This window comes from Micromonospora sp. CPCC 205558 (assembly GCF_036902955.1).
Lineage (GTDB): Bacteria > Actinomycetota > Actinomycetes > Mycobacteriales > Micromonosporaceae > Micromonospora.
Map to the genome: position 1 here is coordinate 49,958 of NZ_JBAKHR010000021.1, position 25,696 is coordinate 75,653.

The 25,696-nt window shown below is 72.6% G+C and carries 20 protein-coding genes; 7 read left to right on the forward strand and 13 right to left on the reverse strand.

The genetic code is table 11. The features are described 5' to 3' along the window. Positions 1 to 147: 147 nt before the first annotated feature. Positions 148 to 540: a PH domain-containing protein gene (locus V6U86_RS22925; protein ID WP_334506270.1), complete on the forward strand. Its 393-nt coding sequence runs from the start codon at positions 148 to 150 to the stop codon at positions 538 to 540. Here the strand turns inward: V6U86_RS22925 and V6U86_RS22930 are convergent. Beyond that, a complete protein-coding gene (locus tag V6U86_RS22930; RefSeq protein WP_334506272.1) occupies positions 534 to 1,460 on the reverse strand; it encodes a 2-hydroxyacid dehydrogenase in 927 nt (308 codons plus the stop codon). The genes V6U86_RS22925 and V6U86_RS22930 overlap by 7 nt on opposite strands. Before the next feature lie 185 nt (positions 1,461 to 1,645). Here V6U86_RS22930 and V6U86_RS22935 point away from each other — a divergent pair, with 185 nt between their 5' ends. From V6U86_RS22935 to V6U86_RS22945, 3 genes are all read left to right on the forward strand, one after another. Next, positions 1,646 to 3,463 (forward strand): SpoIIE family protein phosphatase, encoded by a 1,818-nt coding sequence (locus V6U86_RS22935; protein WP_334506274.1) that lies wholly within the window; start codon positions 1,646 to 1,648, stop codon positions 3,461 to 3,463. A gap of 91 nt (positions 3,464 to 3,554) precedes the next feature. Further along, positions 3,555 to 4,727, forward strand: a complete 1,173-nt coding sequence (locus tag V6U86_RS22940; protein WP_334506276.1) for a PQQ-dependent sugar dehydrogenase — start codon at positions 3,555 to 3,557, stop codon at positions 4,725 to 4,727. Positions 4,728 to 4,786: 59 nt separating this feature from the next. Further along, positions 4,787 to 6,391, forward strand: coding sequence for a metallophosphoesterase (locus tag V6U86_RS22945; protein WP_334506278.1), 1,605 nt, complete (start codon positions 4,787 to 4,789; stop codon positions 6,389 to 6,391). A 37-nt stretch (positions 6,392 to 6,428) separates the two neighbouring features. Here V6U86_RS22945 and V6U86_RS22950 read toward each other — a convergent pair whose 3' ends face one another. From V6U86_RS22950 to ligA, 7 genes are all read right to left on the reverse strand, one after another. Further along, on the reverse strand, positions 6,429 to 8,786 hold the full coding sequence (locus V6U86_RS22950) for a transketolase-like TK C-terminal-containing protein (RefSeq protein ID WP_334506281.1): 2,358 nt from the start codon (positions 8,784 to 8,786) through the stop codon (positions 6,429 to 6,431). 118 nt (positions 8,787 to 8,904) lie between these two features. Beyond that, on the reverse strand, positions 8,905 to 10,404 hold the full coding sequence (gene gatB, locus V6U86_RS22955) for an Asp-tRNA(Asn)/Glu-tRNA(Gln) amidotransferase subunit GatB (RefSeq protein WP_334506284.1): 1,500 nt from the start codon (positions 10,402 to 10,404) through the stop codon (positions 8,905 to 8,907). A 149-nt stretch (positions 10,405 to 10,553) separates the two neighbouring features. Beyond that, the gene (locus tag V6U86_RS22960; RefSeq protein ID WP_334506286.1) at positions 10,554 to 11,687 is read right to left on the reverse strand and encodes an Ig domain-containing protein; all 1,134 of its coding nucleotides are present in this window, start codon (positions 11,685 to 11,687) and stop codon (positions 10,554 to 10,556) included. Positions 11,688 to 11,918: 231 nt separating this feature from the next. Beyond that, complete coding sequence (gene gatA, locus V6U86_RS22965; protein WP_334506288.1) at positions 11,919 to 13,394, reverse strand: Asp-tRNA(Asn)/Glu-tRNA(Gln) amidotransferase subunit GatA; 1,476 nt, start codon at positions 13,392 to 13,394, stop codon at positions 11,919 to 11,921. Next, a complete protein-coding gene (gene gatC / locus V6U86_RS22970; RefSeq protein ID WP_334506290.1) occupies positions 13,391 to 13,696 on the reverse strand; it encodes an Asp-tRNA(Asn)/Glu-tRNA(Gln) amidotransferase subunit GatC in 306 nt (101 codons plus the stop codon). Before gatC ends, gatA begins: the two co-directional genes overlap by 4 nt. A gap of 146 nt (positions 13,697 to 13,842) precedes the next feature. Further along, complete coding sequence (locus V6U86_RS22975; protein WP_334506292.1) at positions 13,843 to 16,404, reverse strand: putative bifunctional diguanylate cyclase/phosphodiesterase; 2,562 nt, start codon at positions 16,402 to 16,404, stop codon at positions 13,843 to 13,845. 155 nt (positions 16,405 to 16,559) lie between these two features. After that, a complete protein-coding gene (gene ligA, locus V6U86_RS22980) occupies positions 16,560 to 18,695 on the reverse strand; it encodes an NAD-dependent DNA ligase LigA (protein WP_334506295.1) in 2,136 nt (711 codons plus the stop codon). A 264-nt stretch (positions 18,696 to 18,959) separates the two neighbouring features. On the opposite strand from ligA, the gene V6U86_RS22985 reads away from it, so the two are divergent. Continuing rightward, positions 18,960 to 19,496 carry a type II toxin-antitoxin system PemK/MazF family toxin gene (locus tag V6U86_RS22985; RefSeq protein ID WP_334506297.1) on the forward strand — a complete coding sequence of 179 codons (537 nt, stop codon included), beginning with the start codon at positions 18,960 to 18,962 and terminating at the stop codon, positions 19,494 to 19,496. Positions 19,497 to 19,596: 100 nt separating this feature from the next. On the opposite strand, the gene V6U86_RS22990 is transcribed toward V6U86_RS22985, so the two are convergent. From V6U86_RS22990 to mnmA, 4 genes are read right to left on the reverse strand one after another with little or no spacing between them, the layout of a single operon-like run. Continuing rightward, entirely contained in the window at positions 19,597 to 20,631 is a 1,035-nt protein-coding gene (locus tag V6U86_RS22990) for an ADP-ribosylglycohydrolase family protein (RefSeq protein WP_334506431.1), read from the reverse strand. Positions 20,632 to 20,661: 30 nt separating this feature from the next. Further along, complete coding sequence (locus V6U86_RS22995) at positions 20,662 to 21,027, reverse strand: VOC family protein (RefSeq protein WP_334506299.1); 366 nt, start codon at positions 21,025 to 21,027, stop codon at positions 20,662 to 20,664. Between the two features lie 36 nt (positions 21,028 to 21,063). Next, complete coding sequence (locus V6U86_RS23000) at positions 21,064 to 22,068, reverse strand: methionine synthase (protein WP_334506301.1); 1,005 nt, start codon at positions 22,066 to 22,068, stop codon at positions 21,064 to 21,066. 37 nt (positions 22,069 to 22,105) lie between these two features. After that, positions 22,106 to 23,179, reverse strand: a complete 1,074-nt coding sequence (mnmA, locus tag V6U86_RS23005; protein ID WP_334506303.1) for a tRNA 2-thiouridine(34) synthase MnmA — start codon at positions 23,177 to 23,179, stop codon at positions 22,106 to 22,108. A 377-nt stretch (positions 23,180 to 23,556) separates the two neighbouring features. Here mnmA and V6U86_RS23010 point away from each other — a divergent pair, with 377 nt between their 5' ends. Further along, complete coding sequence (locus tag V6U86_RS23010; protein ID WP_334506305.1) at positions 23,557 to 24,390, forward strand: helix-turn-helix transcriptional regulator; 834 nt, start codon at positions 23,557 to 23,559, stop codon at positions 24,388 to 24,390. A 7-nt stretch (positions 24,391 to 24,397) separates the two neighbouring features. Here the strand turns inward: V6U86_RS23010 and V6U86_RS23015 are convergent, their stop codons facing one another. Next, complete coding sequence (locus V6U86_RS23015) at positions 24,398 to 25,201, reverse strand: helix-turn-helix transcriptional regulator (protein WP_334506307.1); 804 nt, start codon at positions 25,199 to 25,201, stop codon at positions 24,398 to 24,400. Between the two features lie 50 nt (positions 25,202 to 25,251). Here V6U86_RS23015 and V6U86_RS23020 point away from each other — a divergent pair, with 50 nt between their 5' ends. Then, positions 25,252 to 25,674 carry a DUF2000 domain-containing protein gene (locus tag V6U86_RS23020; protein WP_334506309.1) on the forward strand — a complete coding sequence of 141 codons (423 nt, stop codon included), beginning with the start codon at positions 25,252 to 25,254 and terminating at the stop codon, positions 25,672 to 25,674. Positions 25,675 to 25,696 lie beyond the last annotated feature (22 nt).

Here is a 25,696-nt window from a genome sequence, read left to right on the forward strand (position 1 = left end):
ACCCACGATTGACAACGATGGACGGCCGAACTGGTTACTTGCCGGTTACTCAGGGAAAACAACGACCCGTGTCACTGTACGGTGTACCCCGGGCCGCTGACACCGCCCGCCGCGAGTCGAAACGATCGGAAGTGGGATCATCGGAGGGTGAGTAAGCCCGACACGGTCCGTTTCCGACACAACCAAGCCATCCTGGTGGCCGCGATCATCGCCTCCGTCGGCGCCCTGCCGCTGGCCAACGCCCGGGGCTACCTGCTGCCGGTGCTGCTCGTCCCGCTCGCCGTCGCGGTGTGGGCCTGGCGGGCCGGCACCGAGGCCGACGCGCGAGGGCTGCGCCTTCGGGCGTTGGTCGGGCAACGCCGGATCGGCTGGGAGCAGGTCCTGGAGCTGAGCACCGACCAGCGTGGGCGCGCGGTCGCCCGGCTCGACGACGGCCAGCAGGTCACCCTGCCGGCCGTCCGTGGGGAGGATCTGCCTCGGCTGGTCGCGGCAACCGGCCAGCGACTGCCTGACGCTCCGGTGGACGCGCCCGGTCAGTAGCCGTCGACCACCCTGTTGATCAGCGGTTGCCCGGCGGCGAACCGGCGCACCTGATCGCCCACCAGTCGGTAGGCCCGCGGCAGCAACCCCCGCACCGACCCGGCCACGTGCGGGGTGAGCAGCACGTTCGGCATGGTCCAGAGCGGGGAGTCGGCGGGCAGCGGCTCCGGGTCGGTGACGTCCAGCGCCGCCGAGATCCGACCGGTGCCCAGCTCGGCGACGAGCGCCTCGGTGTGCGCCACCGGCCCCCGGGCGGCGTTGACCAACAGCGCCCCGTCCGCCATCGCGGCCAGGAACGCCTTGTCGATCAGGCCGCGGGTCTGGTCGGTGAGCGGCACCAGCACCACCACCACGTCCGCGTCGGGCAGCAGCCGGGGCAACTCCTCGACGGCATGCACCCCCTGCTCCGGCCGGGCCGTCCTGGCGACCAGGGTGAAGCTCACGTCGAACGGGGCGAGCCGGTCGCGCACCGCGGTGCCGATCGAGCCGGCGCCGATGATGAGCACCCGCTTGCCGGTCAGCTCGTCGGTCGGGGTGTGCTCCGCGTACGCCCAACGCCGCTCGGCCTGGGCACGGACGAACGCCGGGAACGCCCGCAGCTGGGCGAGGATCGCGGTGACGACCCACTCGGCGGTGGAGGGGTCGTGCACACCCCGGGCGTCGCAGAGCGTGACGGCCGGCGGGGTCCGGCCGGCCCAGGCGTCCGCCCCGGCCGAGAGCAACTGCACCACCGCCACGTCGGGCAGCTCAGCCAGCACCGCCGTCGCGTCCGAGCCACCGAGGAACGGCGGCACCCAGAAGCGGACGTCGGCCGCCTCGGACGGCATCCGGTCGGTGTGCTCGAAGACCTCCACTGTCACGTCCGGGGGCAGCTCGCCCAGGAGGTTCAGGCCGGCCTGGTGCGGAATCCATACCTTCACGTCCGCCGACGATAGTCCCTGACGGCGCGGACGGTGTGGGCACGGCGGCGAACCGGCGTCCCGGCCGGTGGCGGACGCGGCTGCGGCGAGCGAGACTCAGCACAGCGATGTTCGGCCCAGCCCCGCGCGAGGTATATGGAGCTGTCGGAGGGCCGGTCCACCTCCGCCCGGCAGACAGGTGCACGATGATCGACGGCTCCCCCACCCCCGCCCGGCGCCCGATTGCGCCACCCTCGGTGCTCGACGACCCGGCGCGGTTGCGCGCGCTCGCCGACACCGGGCTGGACGCCGCTCCGGACGAGGCGTTCGACCGGTTCGCGCGGCTGGTCAGCGATCTGTTGGACGTGCCGGTCGCGCTTGTCTCGCTGGTCTCCGCCGACCGGCAGTTCTTCCCGGGCGCGGTCGGTCTGCCGGAGCCCTGGTCGGAGCGCCGGCAGACCCCATTGAGTCACTCGTTCTGTCAGCACGTGGTGGACATCGAGGCGCCGATGGTGCTGCCGGACGCCCGGCTCTACCCCCGCGTCCGGGACAATCTGGCAATCGACGACCTCGGCGTGGTCGCGTACGCCGGGATGCCGCTGACCGACCTCTCCGGCCGGGTGCTCGGCTCGCTCTGCGCCATCGACAGCAAGCCCCGCGCCTGGACGGCCGAACAGCTGCGGACCCTGGCCGACCTGGCCGCCGCCTGCTCGTCGGAGCTGCGACTGCGGATCGCCCTCGACGGCGCGCAGGAGGCACGGCGGCGGGTCGTGCAGGCGCACGAACGGTTGGAGCTGCTGGCCGGGGTGAGCGAGACGCTTGCCGACACCCTGGACGTGGGCACCGCGCTGCGCCGGCTCGCCGCCACCATGGTGCCGTTGCTGGCCGACTGGTGCCTGCTCACCCTGATCGGGCCGACCGGCCTGCCGCGCGAGGTGGTCTCGGTGCACCGGGACCCGGCCCGCGCGGCGGACGTCGGCCGCTTCGGTGAGCTGCTACGCACCGGGCTGAGCCCTGATTCGATCATCCGAGCGGTGCTGCGGACCGGCCAGCCCCGGCTCGGCAGCGTGGCGTCCCTGGCCGACGTGGAGCGGGGCACCACCAATCCGGAGATGGCGGCGATCGCGGCCCGGCTGGGCATCGCCTCCTACCTGAGCGTGCCCGTGCGGGGCGTCGGCGGCACGGTGCTGGGGGCGATCACCCTCGTCAATGGCGGCCAACGCCAGCAGTTCGACGACCGGGACCTGCTCACCGCCGTCGACATCGGCCGCCGGGCCGGCCAGGCCGTCGGCAACAGCTCGATGTACGGCGAGCAGCGGCACGTCGCCGAGGTGCTCCAACACAGCATGCTGCCCCGGCTGCCGGTGGTGACGGAGCTGGAGTTGGCGGCCCGGTACCAGCCGGCGGCCGACCGGGTGGAGGTGGGCGGTGACTGGTACGACGCCTTCGTGCAGCCCGACGGAGACCTGATCGCGGCGATCGGGGACGTGGCGGGGCACGACATCGAAGCTGCGGCGAGCATGGGCCAGCTGCGCAACCTGGTGCGGGGCAATGCCTTCGGCCGGCCGGACGCGGTCGGGTCACTGCTGAGCGACCTGGATGACGCCATGCGTGGCCTGCGACTGCCGATCGCCGCCACCGCGACGCTGGTCCGGATCTGTCCGCAGCGCGCCGGTGCGCACGAGGTGACCTGGTCCAACGCCGGGCACCCGCCGGCCCTGGTGGTCCGCGTCGGCGGGGCTGTCGAGGTCCTGGCGGCGACGCCGGAGCCGCTGCTCGGCCTGGCCCGCCCGTCACGGCGGAGCAGCCAGTCGACCACCCTGGCCACCGGTGACACCCTGCTGCTCTACACCGACGGGCTGATCGAACGGCGGGACCGCTCCATCGACGACGGGTTGGCCGAGCTGATGGGCCGGCTGGCCGGCACCCACACGCTGCCCCTCGACGAGCTGTGCGACCTGCTGCTCGCCTCGATCCGGCACCGCGAGGACGACACCGCGCTGCTGGCCGTACGGGCACGGTGACCGGGCCACCGGGGCCATCGGGCGGGTCCATTGGCACCCGTTGGATCTCGACGGGCCCGGCCGGGCCGCCCGGCGGGCTACCCTGGGCCGGGTGAGCGCCCGTCCCCCGTACCCTCGCATCCGCCGCCTCCGGGTGGCCCTCGCGGCGTCCTGCGCGGCGCTGCTGTTCACAGCCGGTTGCAGTTTCGGTGAGCCGGAGCCCGACCCGGCCGGCGAACCGCCCAACCTGCCGACCCCGTCCGGGCCGGCGAGCCCCGGCGGCGCCGGCCAGCAGGCGGTGGCGACCGTGCTCGCCAAGGGTCTGCGGGTGCCGTGGGCCATCTCCTTCCTGCCGGACGGCGGCGCACTGGTCACCGAACGGGACAACGGCCGGATCCTGCAGGTCGGGCCCGAGTCCGGGCCGGACGGGCTGCGGGTCCGACCGGTGCAGACCATCGCCGACGTGGCGGCGGCGGGCGAGGGTGGCCTGCTCGGCATCGCCGTCTCCCCCGACTACGCGCGGGACCGGACGGTGTTCGTCTACTACACCGCCGAGAAGGACAACCGGGTCGCCCGGCTGCAACTCGGCGGGGCGGTCACCCCGATCCTCACCGGCATCCCCAAGGCCAATGTGCACAACGGCGGTGGTCTGGGCTTCGGCCCGGACAAGCAGCTCTACGTCAGCACGGGCGACGCCGGTCAGCGTCCCCTCTCGCAGGATGTGAAGAGCCTCGGCGGCAAGATCCTCCGGATCACGCCAGAGGGGAAGCCTGCCGCCGGCAACCCGTACCCCAACTCCCCGGTCTGGTCGATGGGGCACCGCAACGTGCAGGGTTTCGCCTGGGACGCCGCGAAGCGGATGTACGCCGTCGAGTTCGGCCAGAACACCTGGGACGAGATCAACCAGATCACCAAGGGCGGCAACTACGGCTGGCCGGAGGTCGAGGGTCAGGCCGGCGACAAGCGGTTCACCGACCCGATCGTGCAGTGGGCGACCTCGGACGCGTCCTGCTCCGGTCTGGCCGCCACGGAGAGGCTGCTGGTCACCGGCTGCCTGCGCGGCAAGCGCCTCTGGGTGATGGAGCTGACCGACACCGGCACGCTGCTCGGTCAACCCGGTGAGCTGCTCACCAACCGCTACGGTCGGCTGCGCGCGGTGGCCGCGGCACCGGACGGGTCGCTCTGGGTGAGCACCTCCAACCACGACGGGCGGGGCGACCCGGCCGGCGACGACGACCGGCTGCTGCGGGTCGTCTTCGCCGGTGGTGACGGCGGGCGCAGCTGATTTCGCACCATCCGTTCAGGTTTATCAAGATCTTCCGACGGGCAGGTCAGACTTTCAGCATGGACGGGCAACACGACGACAGGCACGACGACGCCGATGACCGGGACGACCCGGTGACCGGCGACGATCAGCCGCGCCCGACGGGTTGGTGGGGCGCTGCCGCCGGCCCGCTGCGCCGCCTCAGCCTGATCGTCGCCGTCCTCGCCGTGGCCCTGGCCGGGGCGGTGCTCGGGGTGCTGGCCGGTGGCCAGGTGAGCACCGACATCGGCCCGTTCCGGGCCAACCTCAGCATCTCCCCCGCCCGGGACGGCGGCACCACCGTCGACATCCCGCCGCTCGGCGCGCTGCTGCTCGACAGCCATGACGGGCCGACCCACCTCACCGTCCGGTTGGGTGCGCTCGACCAGGGGCGCACCGAGGCGCTGATCGACGACCCGGCCAGCATCAGCCGGGCCAGCCAGAGCGCCGTCGAGGACGTCCGTTCCGGGGTGATGCGCCTCGGCCTGCGTACCCTCGGCGCGTCGGTGCTGGTCACGCTGGTCCTGGCCGGGCTGATCTTTCGCAACGTTCGGCGCACCGCCTGGGCGGGTGGGCTGGCGCTGCTGGTAACCGCCGGCAGCCTCGGCACGGCGGCGGCGACCCTTCGGCCGCAGGCCATCGAGGAGCCACGCTACGAGGGGCTGCTGGTCAACGCGCCGGCCATCGTCGGTGACGCCCGCCGGATCGCCAACGACTACACCAAGTACGCCGAGCAGTTGCAGCGCCTGGTCGGCAACGTCAGCCAGCTCTACACCACCGTCTCGGCGCTTCCGCTGTTGGAGCCGACCCCCGGCACCACGCGGGTGCTGCACGTCTCCGACATGCACCTCAACCCGACCGGCTGGCAGCTCATTCGGACGGTCGTGGAGCAGTTCGGCATCGACGTGGTGATCGACACCGGGGACATCACCGACTGGGGCAGCGAGCCGGAAGCCTCCTTCGTCGCCTCGATCGGCCTGCTGAAGAAGCCGTACGTCTTCATCCGGGGCAACCACGACTCCGGCAAGACCGCCGCCGCGGTGGCCCGGCAGCCGAACGCGATCGTGCTGAACAACACCACCACCACGGTCGCCGGGCTGACCATCGCCGGCATCGGCGACCCGCGCTTCACCCCGGACAAGAACACCTCCCCCGCCGGCAGCGGGCTGACCCAGCAGGTGGCCGACCAGGTGATCGGGGCCGGCGATCAGCTCGCCGCCACGATCCGCAGCTCACCGCGACCGGTCAACATCGCCCTGGTGCACGACCCGGCGTCGGCCGGGCCACTCGCCGGCACCTGCCCGCTGGTGCTGGCCGGGCACACCCACGCCCGGCAGGTCTCCAAGCTGCCGGAGACACCCGGGCAGCAGCCCACCACGCTAATGGTGGAGGGGTCCACCGGCGGCGCCGGGCTGCGCGGCCTGGAGGGCGAGAAGCCCACCCCGCTGTCGATGAGCGTGCTCTACTTCGACCAGCAGAAGATGCTCCAGGCGTACGACACGATCACCGTCGGCGGCACCGGGCAGGCCCAGGTCAACCTGGAACGACGCCTGGTGGAGAACCCGACCGCCGGTGTCTCCGCCACGCCCACGCCCACGCCGAGCGGCGGTGTGCCCGCCACACCCACGCCCACGCCGACCGGCTGACCGGACGCCCGCCAGCGGACCGGCGGGCGCGGACGCCTCAGCGCAGGGCGATGGCGGCCAACGCGGCGTTGACGATGCTGCCGGGCAGCAGGTCGTGCAGTTCGTACAGCTCGGCGACGCTCCCGGACTGGCCGAACTCGTCCACGCCGAGCGGCACCGCCGGCGCGCCGACCGCCGACCCGAGCCAGGCCATCGCGTGTGACGCTGCGTCGTGCACGGTCACCACCGGCACCCGATCGGCGAACGCGGAGCGCAGCGCGCCCGGCACGCTGGGCACCGTGGCCGTCCGCACGCCCTGACGCAGGGTGCGCTGCCAGGCCCGGTACAGCCGGTCCAGCGAGGTCACGTCGACCACGTGCGCGGCGATCCCCTCGTCGGCCAGCTCCGCGGCGGCGGCCAGCACCTCGGGCAGCACCGCGCCGGACGCGGCCAGTTGCACCACCGGGGCGTCGACCAGGTGCGGGTACGCCTGGTGCGCGTCGACCAGCCGGTACGCCCCGGCGACGACCTGCCGGCGCAGCACCGCGTCGCCGAGCCGGGTCCGGGCCGCCTCGAACGGCGCCTGGTCCAGCGGTCGGGTGCTCAACCGGAAGTAGTACGCGCCGTCCTCGGCGGGTGCGGCGGTCGCGGCCGGTGCCGACCCGCCGGCGATCTGCCCGAGCGCGTCGCAGAGCAGCCAGTCGAGGGTGGCCGCGTAGGCCGGCTCGACGAAGGTCACGCCGGGCAGTTCCAGGCCGACCGACGCGGTGATCGTGGACTGGTGGGCGCCGCCCTCGGGGGCGAGGGTGATGCCGGACGGGGTGCCGGCCACCACGAACCGGGAGCCGGAGTAGGTGCCGTAGAGGAACGCGTCGAGGCCCCGCAGCACGAACGGGTCGTAGACCGTGCCCACCGGCAGCAGCGGCTGCCCGGACAGGTCCCAGGAGAGCCCGAGCTGGCCGAGCAGCAGGAACAGGTTCATCTCCGAGATGCCCAGCTCGATGTGCTGCCCGGCGGGGCTCTCGGTCCAGCGCAGCATCCGGTCCTCGGTCCAGGACCGCTGCTCGGTGGGGGCGAACACCCCGGTCTTGTTGATGAAACCGGCCAGGTTGGTGGAGGTGGCCACGTCCGGGGCGGTGGTCACCAGGTAGCGGCCCACCTCCCGGTCCCGGGCCAGGTCCACCAGCACCCGACCGAAGACCTCCTGCGTGGAGATCGGCTTGGTTGCGCGTACTCCCGTGCTCTCCGGAACGGTGACCCCCAGCGCGCGCTCGCGGGGCGCGCGGGACAGCGCCTCCCGGCGGGCGCCGGCCTGGATCCCGGCCGGTGAGGCCGGGTCGAGGCGGTCCCACTCGGTCTCGGCGGTCAACCCCTGCGCGGCCCGCAGCGTGTCGACCTGCTCGGTGCTGAGCAGCGCCGAGTGGTTGCGCGGATTGCCGGCGATGGGCAGGCCCCAACCCTTCACCGTGTACGCGAAGACGACGCTGGGCCGGTCGGTGACCGCGTCGCACTGGGCGTACGCGTCGAGCATCGCCTGAAGGTCGTGCCCGCCCAGGTCGGTGACGAGCGGGCCGAGCTCCTCGTCGGAGACGTCGGCGATCAGCTCGGCGATGCCGGTCGGAGCGCCGTCCAGGAACTGCTTGCGCAGCGCCGGCCCGGCCAGCCCGAACAGCGACTGGTACTGCTCGTTGGGCATCGCGTCGATCCAGTCACGCAACGCCTCCCCACCCGGGCGGGCGTACGCCTCGGCGAGCCGGCGGCCGTACTTGACCTCGACGACGTGCCAGCCGGCCGCCTCGAACTGCCCCCGCCACTGGTTGATGCGGATGCCGGGCACCACCCGGTCCAGCGACTGCCTGTTGAAGTCGACGAGCCACATGACGTTGCCCAGGCCGGTGGTGGCCGGGTCGGCGACCGCCTCCCAGATGTTGCCCTCGTCCAACTCGGCGTCGCCGATCAGCGCCACGAACCGGGAGTGCGGGCGGGCCCCGAAGTGCGCGTCGACGTACCGCCGGGTGGCTGCGGCGAACAGCGGCGCCGCCGCGCCGAGCCCCACCGACCCGGTGGAGAAGTCCACCTCGTCCGGGTCCTTGGTGCGCGACGGGTACGACTGGAGGCCACCCCGGGCCCGCAGCCGGGGCAGGTACGAGCGGTCCAGGTTGCCGAGCAGGTACTGGATGGCGTGGAACACCGGGGACGCGTGCGGCTTGACGGCGACCCGGTCCTCGGCGTCCAGGTGCGCGAACCACAGCGCGGTCATCGCCGTGACGAGGGAAGCGCTGGACGCCTGGTGGCCGCCGACCTTCACACCGTCGCCGGTGGCCCGGTCATGGTTGGCGGCGTCCACGATCCGGGTGGCGAGCCAGAGCACCCGCCGCTGGATCTCGTCGAGAACATCGAGGTCGTGCTCGGTCACGGTGGCTCCATCCAGGCGTCGCCGTTGACGCCCTCGCGAGGGGTGCGGGGTGGCCGCGTGGTCGAAGGGGTGCGGAAGGCCGCCGCCGGGTCGCGGCGGCGGCCTGCTCCGGTGGGCCTCAGCCCTGGACGCCGAGGCGCTCCAGGATCAACTCACGCAGGGTCTTCGCGTCGGCCTGGCCCCGGGTGGTCTTCATGACCGCGCCGACCAGCGCGCCGACCGCCGCGACCTTGCCACTGCGGATCTTGTCGGCGATGCCGGGGTTAGCGGCGATCGCCTCGTCCACGGCGGCGGTGAGCGCGCCCGTGTCCGACACGACCTCCAGGCCCCGGCTGGTCATGATCTCGGTGGGCGAACCCTCACCGTCGACCACACCCTCCAAGACCGTACGGGCCATCTTGTCGTTGAGCTTGCCGGCGTCGACCAGCCCCTGAAGCTCGGCGACCTGGGCGGGGGTGGCACCGATCTCGGCCAGCTCCACACCGCTCTCGTTGGCCCGACGGGACAGCTCACCCAGCCACCACTTGCGGGCCGCGGCCGGGGTGGTGCCGGCGGCGACGGTGGCCTCGATCAGCTCGACCGCGCCAGCGTTCAACACCGACTGCATGTCCAGGTCGGAGAGGCCCCACTGCTCCTGGAGTCGACGCCGGTGCACCCGGGGCAGCTCCGGCAGGGCGGCCTTCAGCTCGGCCACCCAGGCCGGGTCCGGGGCGATCGGCACCAGATCCGGCTCGGGGAAGTACCGGTAGTCGGTCGCCGTCTCCTTCGAGCGACCCGGGGTGGTGTCACCGGTGTCCTCGTGGAAGTGCCGCGTCTCCTGGGTGATCCGGCCGCCCGCGTCGAGCACCGACGCCTGCCGCAGCATCTCCGAGCGGACCGCCCGCTCCACCGACCGCAGCGAGTTGACGTTCTTGGTCTCGGTACGGGTGCCCCACTCCGCGCCCGGCAGGTTGAGCGAGGTGTTCACGTCGCAGCGCAGCGAACCCTCCTCCATCCGCACGTCGGAGACGCCGAGGGTGCGGATCACGTCGCGGAGCTCGGCGACGTACGCCTTGGCGACCTCGGGGGCGCGCGCGCCGGTGCCCGTGATCGGCTTGGTGACGATCTCCACCAGCGGGATGCCGGCCCGGTTGTAGTCGACAAGCGACTCCGTCGCGCCGTGGATGCGGCCGGTGGACCCGCCGACGTGCAGCGTCTTGCCGGTGTCCTCCTCGAGGTGCACCCGCTCGATCTCGATCCGCACCGTCTCGCCGTCGACCTCGACGTCCAGGTAACCGTCGACGCAGATCGGCTCGTCGTACTGGCTGATCTGGAAGTTCTTCGGCATGTCCGGGTAGAAGTAGTTCTTCCGGGCGAACCGGCACCACTCGGCGATCGAACAGTTCAAGGCGAGGCCGATCCGGATGATCGCCTCGATGGCCGCCTTGTTGGCCACCGGCAGCGAGCCGGGCAGGCCCAGACACACCGGGCAGACCCGGGTGTTCGGCTCACCACCGAAATCGGTCGGGCAGCCACAGAACATCTTGGTGTTCGTGCCCAGCTCGACGTGGGTCTCCAGGCCGATCACCGGTTCGAAGCGCGCAACGACCTCGTCGTACGCGGGCAGTGTCGTGGTCATGAGACGCTCCAGGCGCGATCCGGACAGAACCGTTCCAGCCTAATCGGCTGGCCCGGCCACCCCGCTGCCGGGCTTCGAGATCAACACGCGGGTCTGGTCCTACCGCTCCGCCCGCCGGGAGCGGCCGGGCGTCACTCGGGTGCCGGGCGTCACTCGGGCGTGGTGAAGCGCCGACGTTTGTAGGCCAGCACGAACAGAATGCCACCGACGCAGAACGCCAGGACGCCTATCAGCAGCAGCACGAGGGGCGAGCCTGGGCCGGTGGCCGGCAGCCACCCGCCCTTCGCCTTCGACGGCGTGGGCGTCGGCCCGGACGCCGCAGGGCTGCTCTCCGACGGTGTGGCAGCGCTCGACGCCGTCGGGTCGGCCGGGGTCGCCGTGGGGGTGCTCGGGGTCGCCGTGGAGGTGCTCGGGGCCCGAGCGGCGACGATCAGCGACACCTCCCTCGTGGCGCTGGTGCTGCGACCCTTCGCCTGGACGGTGAAGGTGAACGTGCCGACGCTGCCGGGAGTGCCGCTGAGTCGACCCTCCTTGTCGAGGGCGAGGCCTTTCGGCAGGGCCCCGCCGGCCAGGGCGAACGTGATGTCCGAATCGCCGTCGGCGGTGAACCGGAAGGTGTAGGACCGCCCCACAGTGCCGGCGGGCGGGTCGCCGGAGGTGAACGTGGCAGCGGCCGTGGCGACGACTACGGTGGCGGCCTGCTCGTCGAAGAGCTTGTTCTTGTCGGTCATCCGCAGCGTGAACGTGTAGGTGCCCGGCGTGGTCGGCGCACCCCCGAGCGACGTCCCCACCACCAGCATGCCCGGCGGCAGGCCACCCGACACCACCGACAGCGCGTACGGCCCGGTGCCGCCGCTGGCCTCCACGGTGTGGATCGCGTACACCTGCCCGAGGTACATGGGCGACCGGGGCTTGCGCGAGGTGATGGAAACCTTCTGTTGGCGTACCTCGATCGTCGCCGTCTGCTCGTCGAAGAGCTTGTTCTTATCGGTCATCCGCAGCCTGAAGGTGAAGGTGCCCGGCGTGGTCGGCGCACCCCCGAGCGACGTGCCCACCACCAGCATGCCCGGCGGCAGGCCACCCGACACCACCGACAGCGCGTACGGCCCGGTGCCGCCGCTGGCCTCCACGGTGTGGATCGCGTACACCTGCCCGAGGTACATGACCGACCGGGGCTTGCCCGAGGTGATGGTGACGGTGTCGGCGGCGGTGGCTGGTTGCGCGGCTCCCAGCAGCATCGCGACAACCATCGTCAGGGCCATGACCGGGCGAAGCGTCCCCATCGCACATCCAGGTCTTGATCGGAGCCGCTCGCGGCCGCCAGCGGACCAGAGTTCGTCGATCCAACAGACTCGGAGCTTATTCGACCAGTGCCACTGAACACGGACCATCCACTGATCGGAGATCGTCGTGTGGCCACGACGACAGCCGCGCCCGGCGCGGTCGTGGTGACCGCACCGGGCGCGTGACGACGTCCGGTACGAAGGCGGGCGACCCGCCCCCGTACCGGTGGGTCAGAGCGCCGGTGGCGTGAACGTGCCGACGGCCGACTCCAACGCGGCGGCGACCCGGTACATCCGGTCGTCGGCCATCGTCGGGGCCATCACCTGCAGACCCACCGGCAACCCCTCGGAGAGCCCGCAGGGCACCGAGATGCCCGGCCCGCCGTACAGGTTGGTCGGAATCGTGTACAGGTCGGCCAGGTACATCTGGTACGGGTCGGCGGTCCGCGCGCCCATCGGGAACGCCACCGACGGGGTGGTCGGCGAGATCAGCGCGTCGACCCGCTCGAACGCGGCGGTGAAGTCCCGGGTGATCAGCGTCCGGACCTTCTGCGCCTGCCCGTAGTACGCGTCGTAGTAACCCGACGACAGCGCGTACGTGCCGATCATGATGCGCCGCTTGACCTCCGGGCCGAAGCCGGCCTCCCGGGTCAGCGACATGACCTCCTCCAGCGACCGGTTGCCGTCGTCGCCGACCCGCAGGCCGAACCGGACACCATCGAACCGCGCCAGGTTGGAGGAGCACTCGCTCGGGGCGATCAGGTAGTACGCCGGCAACGCGTACGCGAACGTCGGGCAGGAGATCTCCACGATCTCGGCGCCCATCTTGGTCAACGCGTCCACCGACTCACGGAACGCGGCCATCACGCCCGGCTCTGCGCCCTCGCCGACGAACTCGCTCACGATGCCCAGCCGCACACCGGTCAGGTCGCCGGTCGCGCCGAGCTTCGCCGCCGCCACCACGTCCGGCATCGGCTGCGGGATCGAGGTGGAGTCACGCGGGTCGTGCCCACCGATCACCTGGTGCAGCAGAGCCGCGTCGAGCACGTTGCGGGCACACGGGCCGGGAGTGTCGAGCGACGAGGAGAACGCGACCAGCCCGTAACGGGAGGTGCCGCCGTAGGTGGGCTTCGCGCCAACCGTGCCGGTGACCGCGCCGGGCTGGCGGATCGAGCCGCCGGTGTCCGAGCCGATCGCCAGCGGCGCCTCGTACGCGGCCAACGCGGCTGCGCTGCCACCACCCGAACCACCCGGGATCCGGGTCAGGTCCCACGGGTTGAACGTCGGACCGTACGCCGAGTACTCGGTGGAGGAACCCATCGCGAACTCATCCATGTTGGTCTTGCCGAGCATCACCGTGCCGGCCTCGCGCAGCCGCTGCACGATCGTCGCGTCGTACGGCGGGCGCCAGCCCTCCAGGATCTTCGACCCCACGGTGGTCGGCACGCCCCGGGTGGCGAGCACGTCCTTGACCGCGACCGGCACACCCGCGAGCGGGCCCAGCTCCTCGCCGGCGGCCCGGCGCTCGTCCACCGCGCGGGCCGCGGCGAGCGCGCCCTCGGTGTCGACGTGCAGGAAGGCGTGCACCCGATCGTCGACCGCGGCGATCCGGTCCAGGTGCGCCTGGGTCACCTCGACGGCGGAGGTCTCGCCCCCAGCGACCAGGCTCGCAATCTCCGTCGCGGTCATTCCGGTGAGATCGCTCATGAGGCCACATCCTCGGTCAGGATCCGCGGAACGCGGAACCGCTGGTCCTCGGCGTCGGGCGCACCGGACAGCGCTTCCTCCGGGGTCAGACACGGCGTGACGACGTCCTCGCGGAAGATGTTGGTCAGCGGCACCGAGTGTGAGGTCGGCGGGATGTCCGCGGCGGCGACCTCGCCGACCTGGGCGACCGCCTGGAGGATCACGTCGAGCTGGCCGGCGAACATGTCCAGCTCCTCCTCGGTGACGGCGAGCCGCGACAGGCGCGCCAGGTGCGCGACCTCCTCGCGGGAGATGGCGGCCATCCGTGCCCCCTTCTGAATTCCTGCTGGTCGGGCGGTGTGCCGGCCGCGCGACAGGTGGAGCGTGACACGCGGTGACCGGAGCGAGTCTATTGTTCCGCTCCGGTGCCGCGTCCCCGACTCCCCCTCCACCCGCCCCTCGCGCCGGGTCAGTGGGTGGGGCGGCGCGCGACGTCGGGCTGCGGGTGCCCGCCGGTCGGGCGGACCGGCCGGTACCGGGCCAGCCAGGTGACCAGCTCCTCGGCCGGCATCGGCCGGGCATAGAACCAGCCCTGAGCGGCATCGCAGCCGGCGGCGTGCAGCATCCGCCAGGTCCGCTCGTCCTCGACACCCTCGGCGACCACCCGCAGCCCCAACGCGCCGGCCAGCTCGATCATCGACCGAACGATCGCCGCGTCGTCGGCGTCGTCGGCCATGCCGAGGACGAACGACCGGTCGACCTTCACCTCGGACAGCGGCAGACGGCGCAGGTGCTGAAGCGAGGAGTAGCCGGTGCCGAAGTCGTCCAGCGAGATGGCCACCCCGATCCGGTGCAGCTGGGAGATGGTGGCCAGCACCCGGCGCGGGTCGGCCATCAACGCGCCCTCGGTGATCTCGACCTGCAGCCGTTCGGCCGGCACCCCGTAGCGGGCCAGCCGGTCGGCGATCTGATCGGCGATCTCGCCGGTGTGCAGGTCGCGCACGCTGACGTTCAGGGCCGCGCGCAGGCCGACGCCGGCCGCCGACCACTTGGCGAGCTGCTCCACCACGTCGTCGACGACACGACGGGTGAGCAGTCGCATCACGGCGCTCTGCTCGGCGACCCGGATGAGTTCCTCCGGGTCGACCATGCCCCGCCGGGGATGCCGCCACCGCAGCAGTGCCTCGACACCGACCACCTCGCCGGTGGCGATGGCGATCTGCGGCTGGTAGTACATGGTGATTTCCCCGGCGTCGTCCCCCGGTTCATCGTCCGCATGCACCCACCCGGTCGGTTCGAGTGGCTGACCAGGCGTACCCGGCCCGACGTCCCGTCGCGCCCCGGCACGACCCTTGCCCACCGCGCTCCCGTTCGGGGACCGGCGGCCGTTCCCGCCCCCGACACGCCGCTCCCGAGCCGAGCCGGAACGGGCGCCGTCGACCGTGGCACGAACGTTGCGGCCCCGGATCGGGTCGGCTCCGGTGGCGATCCGGTTGATCAGCTCATCGGAGTGCACCAGCCCGGCGTCGGTGCGCCGACGGCGTGCCCACCACCGAGCAGCTCCCGGCGCTGGCGTGGCGATCGCCGGCGCCGACTCCGCCGCCGGCGCGGGCAGGCCCGGCGCTGCGCTGGGCAGCGCCGCCCCGTCACCGCCGCGCACCTCCGCCGTTGCCACAAGGGGTACGTCGACCGCCCGCTCGGCGTCGAAGGGCGCCTCGGTCGATGGGCCGACCTCCAGTACGCGGCGCAGGTCGGCGAGGAGGCCGAGTCGCTCGGCGGAGTTGTGGTCGGACTCCGGGGCGTACACGGCCACCGTGTCGTTGCGGTGCTTGGCGTCGTACATCGCCACGTCGGCGTGGCGCATCAGGGTGGCGAAGTCCTCGCCGTGCTCGGGGAAGAGGGCGATCCCGATCGACCCGCCCACGTCCAACGGCAGCCCGTCGAGCGGCACCGGCTCGGCCAGCGCCTGGACCACCCGGTCGGCCAACTCCCGCGCCTGAGCGACGTCGGTCAGCCCGGTCATCACGATGGCGAACTCGTCACCGCCGAGCCGGGCGATCATCTGTGGTCGGGGCTGCACGTCGGTGAGCCGAGCGCTGACCTCGACCAGCAGCCGGTCGCCCACTGCGTGCCCGAGGGCGTCGTTGACGTTCTTGAAGCGGTCCAGGTCGATCAGCAGCAGCGCCAACTGCCCGTCGGGTTCACCGCGGGCGGTCCGCTCGGCATGCAGGTGAACCTGCTCCGCCACCTCGGCCAGCAGGGCCTTGCGGTTGGGCAGCCCGGTCAGCGGGTCGGCGGCGGCGAGGTGCTGCTGCTCGTTGGTCAGCCGCGCCATCCGGTAGACGGCGAAGAGCGGCACCAGCACCAGCGGGATCAGCGCGGCGCTGACCCGCGCCGCGGCGACCAGCACCGGGGCGAGCAGCAGCAGTGAGCCGGTGGAGAGCAACTCGAAGCCGAGGCCCTGGCGGACGGTGGGCCACCAGCGATCTCCGAACCGCAGCCGCACCGCCCAGCTGACCAACCCGTAGTTGACGACGAACCAGGCCAGCGTGGCGCCGCCGACCGCCGCCACGTCGGTCCAGTGCAACCGCCCGCCGGAGAAGATGGTGCCGGACCCGAGCTGGATCACCGCGTACGCGGCGGCGAGAGCGCACGCGTACTGGCCGACGTTGAACGCCGTGCGCCACGCGGCGTGCCGCATCCGCCAGCCCGAGACGACCACCCCCACCGCCTGCACCACCACCGCCGGGCCGAGGCCCCAGCCGAGCAGGATCGCGAAGGTGAAGCAGGTGGACGGGAACACCGCCGACGTCTGGCGGCGCCCCGGTGGAACGAACGGGCGCGCGTCGCAGACCACGGCCAGCGCGGCCATCGTCCAGAACGCCACCGGCAGCCGGGACAGGTCGTCGGGGAGCGTCGCGAGTGGAACGGCCGCGGTCAGCGCGGCGACCGCCAGGATGCCGGCGACGAAGGCGGCGAAGGGTGCGACCCGTCCCGCAGGAAGCGAGTTGCGTGGGTCGGCGACCTCCACCACACCTCCCGACCGACAATCGGCGTGCCGGTGCGCACGCCGTGACCCAATGAAACGCCCTCAGCCCCCAGTTTCCCGGTATGACAGTCACGAATCGGTCGTAGTCGTAATTAAGTTGGTATACGCCGCCAGTCCCGTGGCCAGCGGTGCCGTGGTCAGCCGCCCAGCTGAGCGACGTCCCGCGCGGCGTCCGGACCCGCGTCCAGCAGGAGCCGGAACCCGTCCTCGTCGAGCACCGGCACCTTGAGACTTGCGGCCTTGTCGGCCTTCGACCCGGGGTTGTCCCCCACCACCACGAAGCTCGTCTTCTTGGACACCGACCCGCTGACCTTGCCGCCCCGGCTCTGCACGGCCTCGGCCGCCTGGTCGCGCGAGAACCCTGCGAGTGTGCCGGTCACCACCACCGTCAACCCCTCCAACGGGCGCGGCCCCTCGTCGACCGCCTCCTCGGCCATCCGTACGCCGGCCTCGGCCCACTTGCGGACGACCTCGCGGTGCCAGTCCACCGCGAACCACTCCCGGATGCTGGCCGCGATCGTCGGCCCGACCCCGTCGACGGAGGACAGCTCCTCCTCGCTGGCCGCGTCGATGGCGTCCATGGAGCGGAAGTGCCGGGCGAGCGCCTGCGCGGCGGTGGGGCCGACGTGGCGGATGGAGAGCGCCACCAGCACCCGCCACAGGTCCCGTTCCCGGGCGACCGCCAGATTGTCCAGCAACTTGGCGGCGTTGCTGCCCAGGCTGCCGTCCTTGTTGACGAAGAACGGGGACCGGGACAACTGCTCGGCGTCGAGCTGGAAGAGGTCACCCTCGTCCGCGATGACCCCCGCGTCCAGCAGGGCCGCCGCGCTCTTGTAGCCGAGCGCCTCGATGTCGAACGCGCCGCGGCCGGCGAGGTGGAACACCCGCTCCCGCAACTGCGCCGGGCAGCTGCGGGTGTTGGGGCAACGGATGTCGACGTCGCCCTCCTTCGACGGGGCGAGCGGGGTGCCGCAGGCGGGGCAGTTGGTCGGCATGACGAACGGCCGGGCATCGGCGGGCCGCAGCTCGACCACCGGGCCGAGCACCTCGGGAATCACGTCGCCGGCCTTGCGCAGCACCACCGTGTCGCCGATCAGCACGCCCTTGCGCTCCACCTCGCTGGCGTTGTGCAAGGTGGCGAGCGCGACTGTGGAACCGGCCACGCGCACCGGCTCGAGCACGGCGAACGGAGTGACCCGGCCGGTGCGCCCCACGTTGACGTCGATGTCGAGCAGCTTGGTGGTGACCTCCTCCGGCGGGTACTTGAAGGCGATCGCCCAGCGCGGGGCACGACTGGTCGACCCGAGCCGGCCCTGGATGGAGACCGGATCGACCTTGACCACCACGCCGTCGATCTCGTGCTCGACGTCGTGCCGGTGCTCGGCGTAGTAGGCGATGAACTCCACCACGCCGGCCAGGTCGGGGACGACCCGCCACCGGTCACTGGTCGGCAACCCCCACGACTTCAGTGCCGCGTACGACTCGGACTGCGCCGTGGGCTGGAACCCACGGCGGGCGCCGATGCCGTGCACCACCAGGCGCAGCGGCCGGGTGGCGGTGACCCGCGGATCCTTCTGTCGAAGGCTGCCTGCGGCGGCGTTGCGGGGGTTGGCGAAGGGTGCCTTGCCCTGCTTTACCAGACCCGCGTTGAGATCGGCGAAAGCGGCGATCGGGAAGTAGATCTCGCCGCGGACCTCCACCAGCTCGGGAATGTCCGGGAATTCGGCGGACGGGGCGAGCTGGCTGGGCACGTCCCGGATGCTGCGCACGTTGGCGGTGACGTCCTCACCGGTGCGCCCGTCGCCACGGGTGGCGGCCCGGACCAGCCGGCCCTTCTCGTAGGTCAGGTTGATCGCCAGCCCGTCGACCTTCAGCTCGCACAGGTAGGGCACCGGGCCGCCCGCGTCCCGTTCGACCCGCTCGGCCCAGGCCGCCAACTCCTCGTCGGCGAAGGCGTTGTCGAGTGAGAGCATCCGTTCGGCATGGGTGACCGGCGTGAAGTCGGTGGAGAACGTGCCACCCACCCGTTGGGTCGGCGAGTCGGGCGTCCGCAGCGCCGGGAACTCCGCCTCCAGTGCCTCCAACTCGCGCAACTGCCTGTCGAAATCGGCGTCGGGGATGGTCGGCGCGTCCAGCACGTAGTAGCGGTACTGATGCTCGGTCAACTCCTGGCTGAGGGCAGCGTGCCGCTCCCGGGCCTGCGGCGTCGGCTCAGCCCCGGCCGCCGCCTCCTGCGCCGGGCTGACCTGCTGACCGATCTGCTCCTCGGACACACCGCCACCTTCGGACACGCCTGCGACCTCCCTGATCACGCTACTCCGGCACCGTATCGGGCCGGTCGGACAATCCGCCGCCCACCCGCGCCCGGAGCGATCTCGCCCTCAGCCACGTTCGGTGATCACGTGCTGCTCACCGGTCGTCGCCGGGCCGACCCAGCCAGGGCCCAGCTGCGGTGTGGTTGACGGGCGGCATCGGCGGCGGCGTGCAAGGATCGCCGGACGGTGCGACCGGCGGGTCGCCGGGAGGCGGAGGTACGGATGCCTGAGGCACTGCTCTGGGCGGTGGCGATCCTGCTGGCGGTGGCCGCCGGCTGGGCGTGGAACAGTTGGCGGCACCGGGTGGCCAACCGGCGTCCGGGCACCCGGCCAGGTCGGAGCAGCACCGGTGGGCGTCGTCCCACCCCGCCACGGCCCCGTGGCACCGAGCGTCCGTCCGCGAAGCCCCGTCCACGCGACACCGAACGGCACGACGGCACCCCGGCGCCCGGTGAGATCTGGTGGGCCGACGTGCCGTACGCCGACGGCAGCGGTTCGAAGGTGCGCCCGTGCCTGGTGCTGCGCGCCGACTCCCGGAGCGCCGACGTCCTGAAGATCACCAGCCAGGACAAGAGCGACCGGGACGACCACGTCCGGATTCCCACCCGGGACTGGGACCCCGACGCGAAGCACGACAGCTACCTCAGCCTCACCGAGCCGATCCGGCTCAACTCGGCCGCCTTCGCCGACCACGCCGGCCGCTGCGACGCCGACCTGTGGCGAAAGGTCCGCAGCCTGCGCCACCTCCCCACGCCCTGACCACCCCGCGCCACGCCCGACCGGCCCTGACCACCCCCGAGGCTGCCGGGCGGACCAGACAAGCCAAACCGGCCAGACGGGCCGGGCGGGCGGGGGCGGGTCAGTCCCAGGCCGCGCCCAGCGTGGCCAGTTGGTCCGCGTACTCGATGCGGTCGGCCCACTCGCCCGGCCAGGCGGTCATGCCGACGGCCGCGCCCACGAAAGCGCCGGCCAGGGCGGCGATCGAGTCGGAGTCGCCGGCGGTGGTCGCGCCCCGGGCCAGCGCCGTGACCGGATCGTCGGCGTGCCGGACGGCGCAGAGCAGCGCGGTGGCGAGCGCTTCCTCCGCCACCCAACCCTCCCCGGTGGCCCGGCACGGGTCGCCGCCGTCGTCCGGTCGCCGCAGCGCGTTGGTCAGTCGGTCGAGCACCGCGAGGCACTCGTCCCACCCCCGGGCGATGAACTCCTCCGGCGTGCCGACCCCCGGGCGCTGCCAGAGGTCACCCAGCCACTGCTCCCGGTAGACCAGGCGCTGAGACCGCGCCCGCTCGGTGAGAACGGCGGGAAGCTCGGCCAGCGTGGCGCCCGCCCGCAGCGCGAAGACCGCGTACGCGGTGAGTTCGCTGGCGGCCAGCCCGGTCGGGTGGCCGTGGGTCAGCCCGGCCTGCAACTGGGCGAGCCCGGCCAGCGTGTCGAGGTCCGTGTCGAGCAACCCGACCGGGGTGACCCGCATGTTGGCTCCGCAGCCCTTCGAGCTGACCACGGTCGCCTCCTGCCAGCGCAACCCACGACTCAGCTCGTCGCAGGCGCGCAGGCAGGTCATCCCCGGTGCACGGTTGTTGTCCGGGCTGACCGCCCAGGCCAGAAAACGCCTGCGCAACAGCGGCTCCACGACCTCCGGAGTGAGCGAGGGAGCCTCGTGCAGCGCCCAGGCCACCGCCAGCGCCATCTGGGTGTCGTCGGTTACCAACGCCGGCTCCCCGGACAGCTCACGGGGGCCGGTCGGGCCGTACCGGCGCTCGATCTCGGCGACGGTCAGGAACTCGGTCGGCTTGCCCAACGCGTCACCGTAGGCGAGGCCGAAGAGGGAGCCGGAGGCACGGCCGAAGAGCGAGCCGGAGGCGTGTAGCGCAGAGTTTTGGATCACGGCGGCCATCATGCCCGGCCGCCGCAACCCAGGACGGGCTCAGTCCCAGCAGAGGCAGAACGGGTGACCGGCCGGATCGGCGTAGACCCGGAAGCCCTCGCCCTCACCGGGCAGCCGCCGGGCCCCGAGCGCGAGCGCCGCCTTCTCGGCGGCCTCGATGTCGTCCACCGTCACGTCGAGGTGGAACTGCTGCGGCCGCTCCGGATCCGGCCAGGCCGGCGACCGCAGGTTGAGCGCCTGCTGAAAGGCGAGGCGCGGCTGGTGACCGGGCGGGCCGCCCAGCACCACCCAGTCGTCATCGGAGTCACCCTCGGCGAGCGGTACGCCGAGCAGCTCGGCGTAGAACGCCGCCAACGCCCGCGGATCCGGGCAGTCGATCACCACTGAACGCAACTGTCCAATCATGACCGCCATACTGCCCACCGGGTACGACAGGAAACCTCAGCCCTCGGCCAGGCGCCGACCGGCGTCCCGGCACGCGGCGAGCACGGCCCGGGCGTACTGCGGGGTCGCGCCGGCGAGGCCGCAGGCCGGGGTGACCACCACCTGCTCGGCGAGTTGCCGACGGGGAAAGCCGAGGCGGTCCCAGAGCTGGCGTACCCGATCGGCGATCTGTGCGGAGGTCGGAGCGCCACCGGCCGACGGCGGCCGGGTCGGCGCGGCCCCGGCCAACAACCCGAGGCCGGCGTCGATCGCCTCGCCCAGCGGGTCGAGGTCGGTGACGAGGTCCAGGTCGAGGGCGACCGCGACGGCACCGGTGGAGCGGATCAGCTCCAGCGGCACGTCCGGGGCGCAGCAGTGCACCAGCGTCGGCACGCCGACCGCCTCGACGACCGTGCGCAGCAGGGCGGCGGCGTCCACCGACTCGACAGCCCGGTACGCGCCCAGCCCGCTCTCGGTCGGCACCCGCCCGGCCAGCACGGTCGGCAGTGACGGTTCGTCCAGTTGCAGCAGCACCGACGCCTGGGGCAGCCGGCGGGCGACCGCCGTGACGTGCGCGCGCAGCCCCTCGGCGAGGGAACCGGTCAGGTCGCGCACCGCGCCGGGATCACGCAACAGTCGGCCACCGATCGGCAGCTCCAGGGAGGCGGCCAGGGTGAGCGGGCCGGCGGCCTGCACCTTGATCGGCCCGGCGTACCCCTCGGCCTGCTCGGCGAGCTGGTCGAGGTCGCGTTCCATCAGGTCCCGGGCCCGACGCAGGTCGCGGCCCGGGCGTGGGGCGACCCGCCACCGCCCCGCGTACACCTCGACGGGGAGTTCGACGAGCAGCCCGGCGGACCGGCCGATCATGTCCGCGCCGGGGCCACGGGCCGGCAACTCGGGCAGGTGGGGCAGCTCGGGAAGCTCACCCAGGACCACCCGCTGAGCCTCGCCGATGTCGGTGCCGGGCAGCGAACCAATTCCGGTTGCCGCGCCGGCCGGCCAGGGCCACGCCTGATCTGTCACGGGCGAAGGCTATCCCGCGAACACCCAGGCCGTGCGGTCAGCCGGTGATGGTCGCGGAGCCGAGGACCACGTCGCCGGCCGGGTCCGGTCGGTACGCCACCACGGCCTGGCCGGCGGCGACGCCGCGTACCGGTCGGCGCAGCTCGGCGTGCAGCCGGTCAGCGTCGAGGGTGACGGTCGCCGGCACCACGTCGCCGTGCGCGCGCAACTGCACCTCGCACTCGACCGGCGCTTGCGGACGTGCGCCGCCGGTCCAGACCGGACGCGCGGCGTGCACGTCGGACACCTCCAGCGCCTCGGCCGGCCCGACCGTCACCGTGTTGGTCTTCGGGGTGATGGACAGGACGTAGCGCGGTCGGCCGTCCGGGGCGGGCCGGTCCAGGTGCAGGCCGCGACGCTGCCCGACGGTGTACGCGTACGCGCCGCTGTGGCTGCCGACCACCGCGCCGGTGGTCGCGTCCACCACGTCGCCGGGCGCCTCACCGAGCCGGCCGGCCAGGAAGCCGCGGGTGTCCCCGTCGGCGATGAAGCAGATGTCGTGCGAATCCGGCTTGTCGGCCACCGCCAGGCCACGTTCGGCGGCCTCCGCGCGAACCTGCGCCTTGGTCGAGTCGCCGAGCGGGAAGATCGACCGGTCGAGCTGCTCGCGGGTGAGCACGGCGAGCACGTACGACTGGTCCTTGGCCAGGTCGACACTGCGTCGCAGCAGCCCGTCCGCGCCGAGGCGGGCGTGGTGCCCGGTCACCACCGCGTCGAAGCCCAGGGCCACCGCCCGGTCCAGCACCGCCGTGAACTTGATCTTCTCGTTGCAGCGCAGGCAGGGGTTCGGGGTGCGACCGGCGGCGTACTCGGCGACGAAGTCGTCGACCACGTCCTCGTGGAAGCGGTCGGCCATGTCCCACACGTAGAACGGGATGCCGATCACGTCGGCCGCCCGCCGGGCGTCCCGCGAATCCTCCAGGGTGCAGCAGCCGCGCGCCCCGGTCCGATAGGTCTGTGGGTTGCGCGCGAGGGCCAGGTGTACGCCGGTCACGTCGTGCCCGGCCGCCACCGCCCGCGCCGCCGCCACGGCCGAGTCAACCCCACCCGACATCGCCGCCAGAACCCTCACCGACCCACTCCCCTTCCCCGTCCCATCCGTTCCCCCACGACAACCCTATCCACCAGCCCCGAAAACCCCCGCCCCACCAAACCCCAAACCCCAAACCCCAACCCCAACCCCCTCACGCCCACGCCCACGCCCACGCCCACGCCCACGCCCACGCGATCTTGCACTTTCTGCTGCGACATATGCCGCACAAGACGCGAATGGACAACCGAAAGTGCAAGATCGCGGGGCGCGGGGCGCGGGGCGCGGGGCGCGGGGCGCGGGGCGCGGGGCGCGGGGCGCGGGGCGCGATCTTGGGGTGGGGTGGAACAGCGGGGCGGGGCTGGTCTGTTGCATTCGACGTGCCGGCCGGCCGCCGGCACCCACCGATCGGAGACACCGTGGATCGCGCCCAACTCGCGAGCTTCCTGCGCACCCGCCGGGAGGCCCTGCAGCCCGAGGACGTCGGGTTGCCCCGGGGGCCCCGCCGACGCACCGGAGGGCTACGCCGCGAGGAAGTCGCCACGTTGAGTGGAATGTCCACCGACTACTACAGCCGGTTGGAGCAGCAGCGTGGGCCGCACCCCTCGGAGCAGATGCTCGCCGCGCTCGCCCGTGGCCTGCGGCTCTCCCTCGCCGAACGGGATCACCTGTTCCAGCTGGCCGGCCACGCCGTTCCGCACCGGGCGGTGCGGGCGGACCACGTGAACCCGGGCATGATGCGGATCCTCGACCGGATGCACGACACCCCGGCGCAGGTGGTGAACCACCTCGGCGAGACCCTGGCGCAGACCGCGCCGGCCATCGCCCTGCTCGGTGACGAGACCCGGTACACCGGCCTGGCGCGCAGCGCGCACCACCGCTGGTTCACCGACCCGACGGCTCGCCAGCTGCACCCGGCGGAGCACCACCAGACGCAGAGCCGCCTGCTCGTGGCGCACCTGCGCGCGGCGTACACCCGCGACGGACGCGGCTCGCGGGCCGCCGCGCTCGTCGACGACCTGCTGGCCAGGAGCGTGGAGTTCGCGCAGCTGTGGCGGGAGCACCCGGTGCCGGCCGGCTACTGCCCACCCAAGCACTTCCTGCACCCAGAGGTCGGCGCGTTGGAGCTGCACTGCCAGACGCTGGTGGACCCCGACCAGTCACAGACACTGTTGGTCTTCACCGCGGTGCCCGGGTCGTCGAGCGACGAGAAGCTGCGGCTGCTCACGGTCATCGGCGGCCAGCTCGTCTGACCGCCGATCAGCTCCGCGCCGGGTAGCGGGCCGGGCTGACACCCAGGTATCGCCGAAAGTGGCGGGTCAGGTGCGCCTGGTCGAAGAAGCCGGCCGCTACGGCGGCCTCGGCGGGCCGCTGCCCGGTCAGCAGCAGGCGACGCGCCAGCTCGATCCGGCGGCCGGTCAGGTACGAGTGCGGTGGCACCCCGTGCACGTGGGTGAACGTCCGGACCAGGTGGGTCGGGTGGGCGTGCAGCAGGTCGGCGGCCTGCCCCAGGGTGATTCCCTCGACGGTCCGGGCATCCAGCAGCTCCCGTAGTCGGACCGCGAGCCCGCGTCCGACCGGCTGGCCGCCGACCGGGGAGCGCTGGCGCAGTTGGCGGCGCAGTCGGTCGAGAATGAGCGCGAGCCGGCTCTCCGCCTCGAACTCGTCGCCGGGTTCGGCGAGCACCTGGTGCAGGTGGTGGATCCGGTCGCGCAGCTGCGGATCGGCCAGGTCCGGCTCGTCCACGGCCCGGCCGACCAGCTCGGCGTCGAGCGCCGAGGTGTCGAGGTACAGGACCCGCTTGCGGAAGCCGTCCGGTGTGGCGGAGCTGCCGTCGTGCGGCACGTACGGCGGCAGCAGGGTGACCGACGTGCGCAGCGCGCCGTGCCGGTGCCGGTCCAGGTCGAAGCGGACCGCGCCGTCGTCGACGATCAACAGCGTCCACACGTCGTGGATGTGTCGGGGGTAGGCGTGGTCCACGAAGTGGGCGTGGAAGACCTCGGCGACCCCGGCTACCGCCGGTCGCCATGCGCTGACGTGCGAGCCCGCCGGGCGGGTGGCCACGCTAAGAACGTACAAGACCGGGGGGTGCCGGGGCGGGCAGGCTCGACGCCATGACCGAACCGATCCGCTTTCCCACCAAGATCGCCGTGCTGCTCCGCAACGACCTGGCGAGCTGGCAACGGCTGAACGTCACCGCCTTCCTGGTCAGCGGCATCGCGAACGCGCTGCCGGAGTTGCTCGGCGAGGAGTACCTCGACGCGGACGGCACCCGCTACCTGCCGATGTTCGGCCAGCCGGTGCTGGTCTTCGCCGGGGATCGGGCGGCGTTGGTCGGCGCGCACTCGCGGGCTCTCGCCCGCGGCCTGCGGCTGGCGATATTCACGTCCGAGCTGTTCGCCACCGGCAACGACCGGGACAACCGCGCCGCCGTCCAGGCGGTCGGTCGGGAGAAGCTCGATCTGGTGGGCCTGGCGCTGCACGCGCCGCGCAACGTGGTGGACAAGGTGCTCAAGGGCGCGTCGATGCACCCGTAACGGCACCCGTGGCGACGAAGAC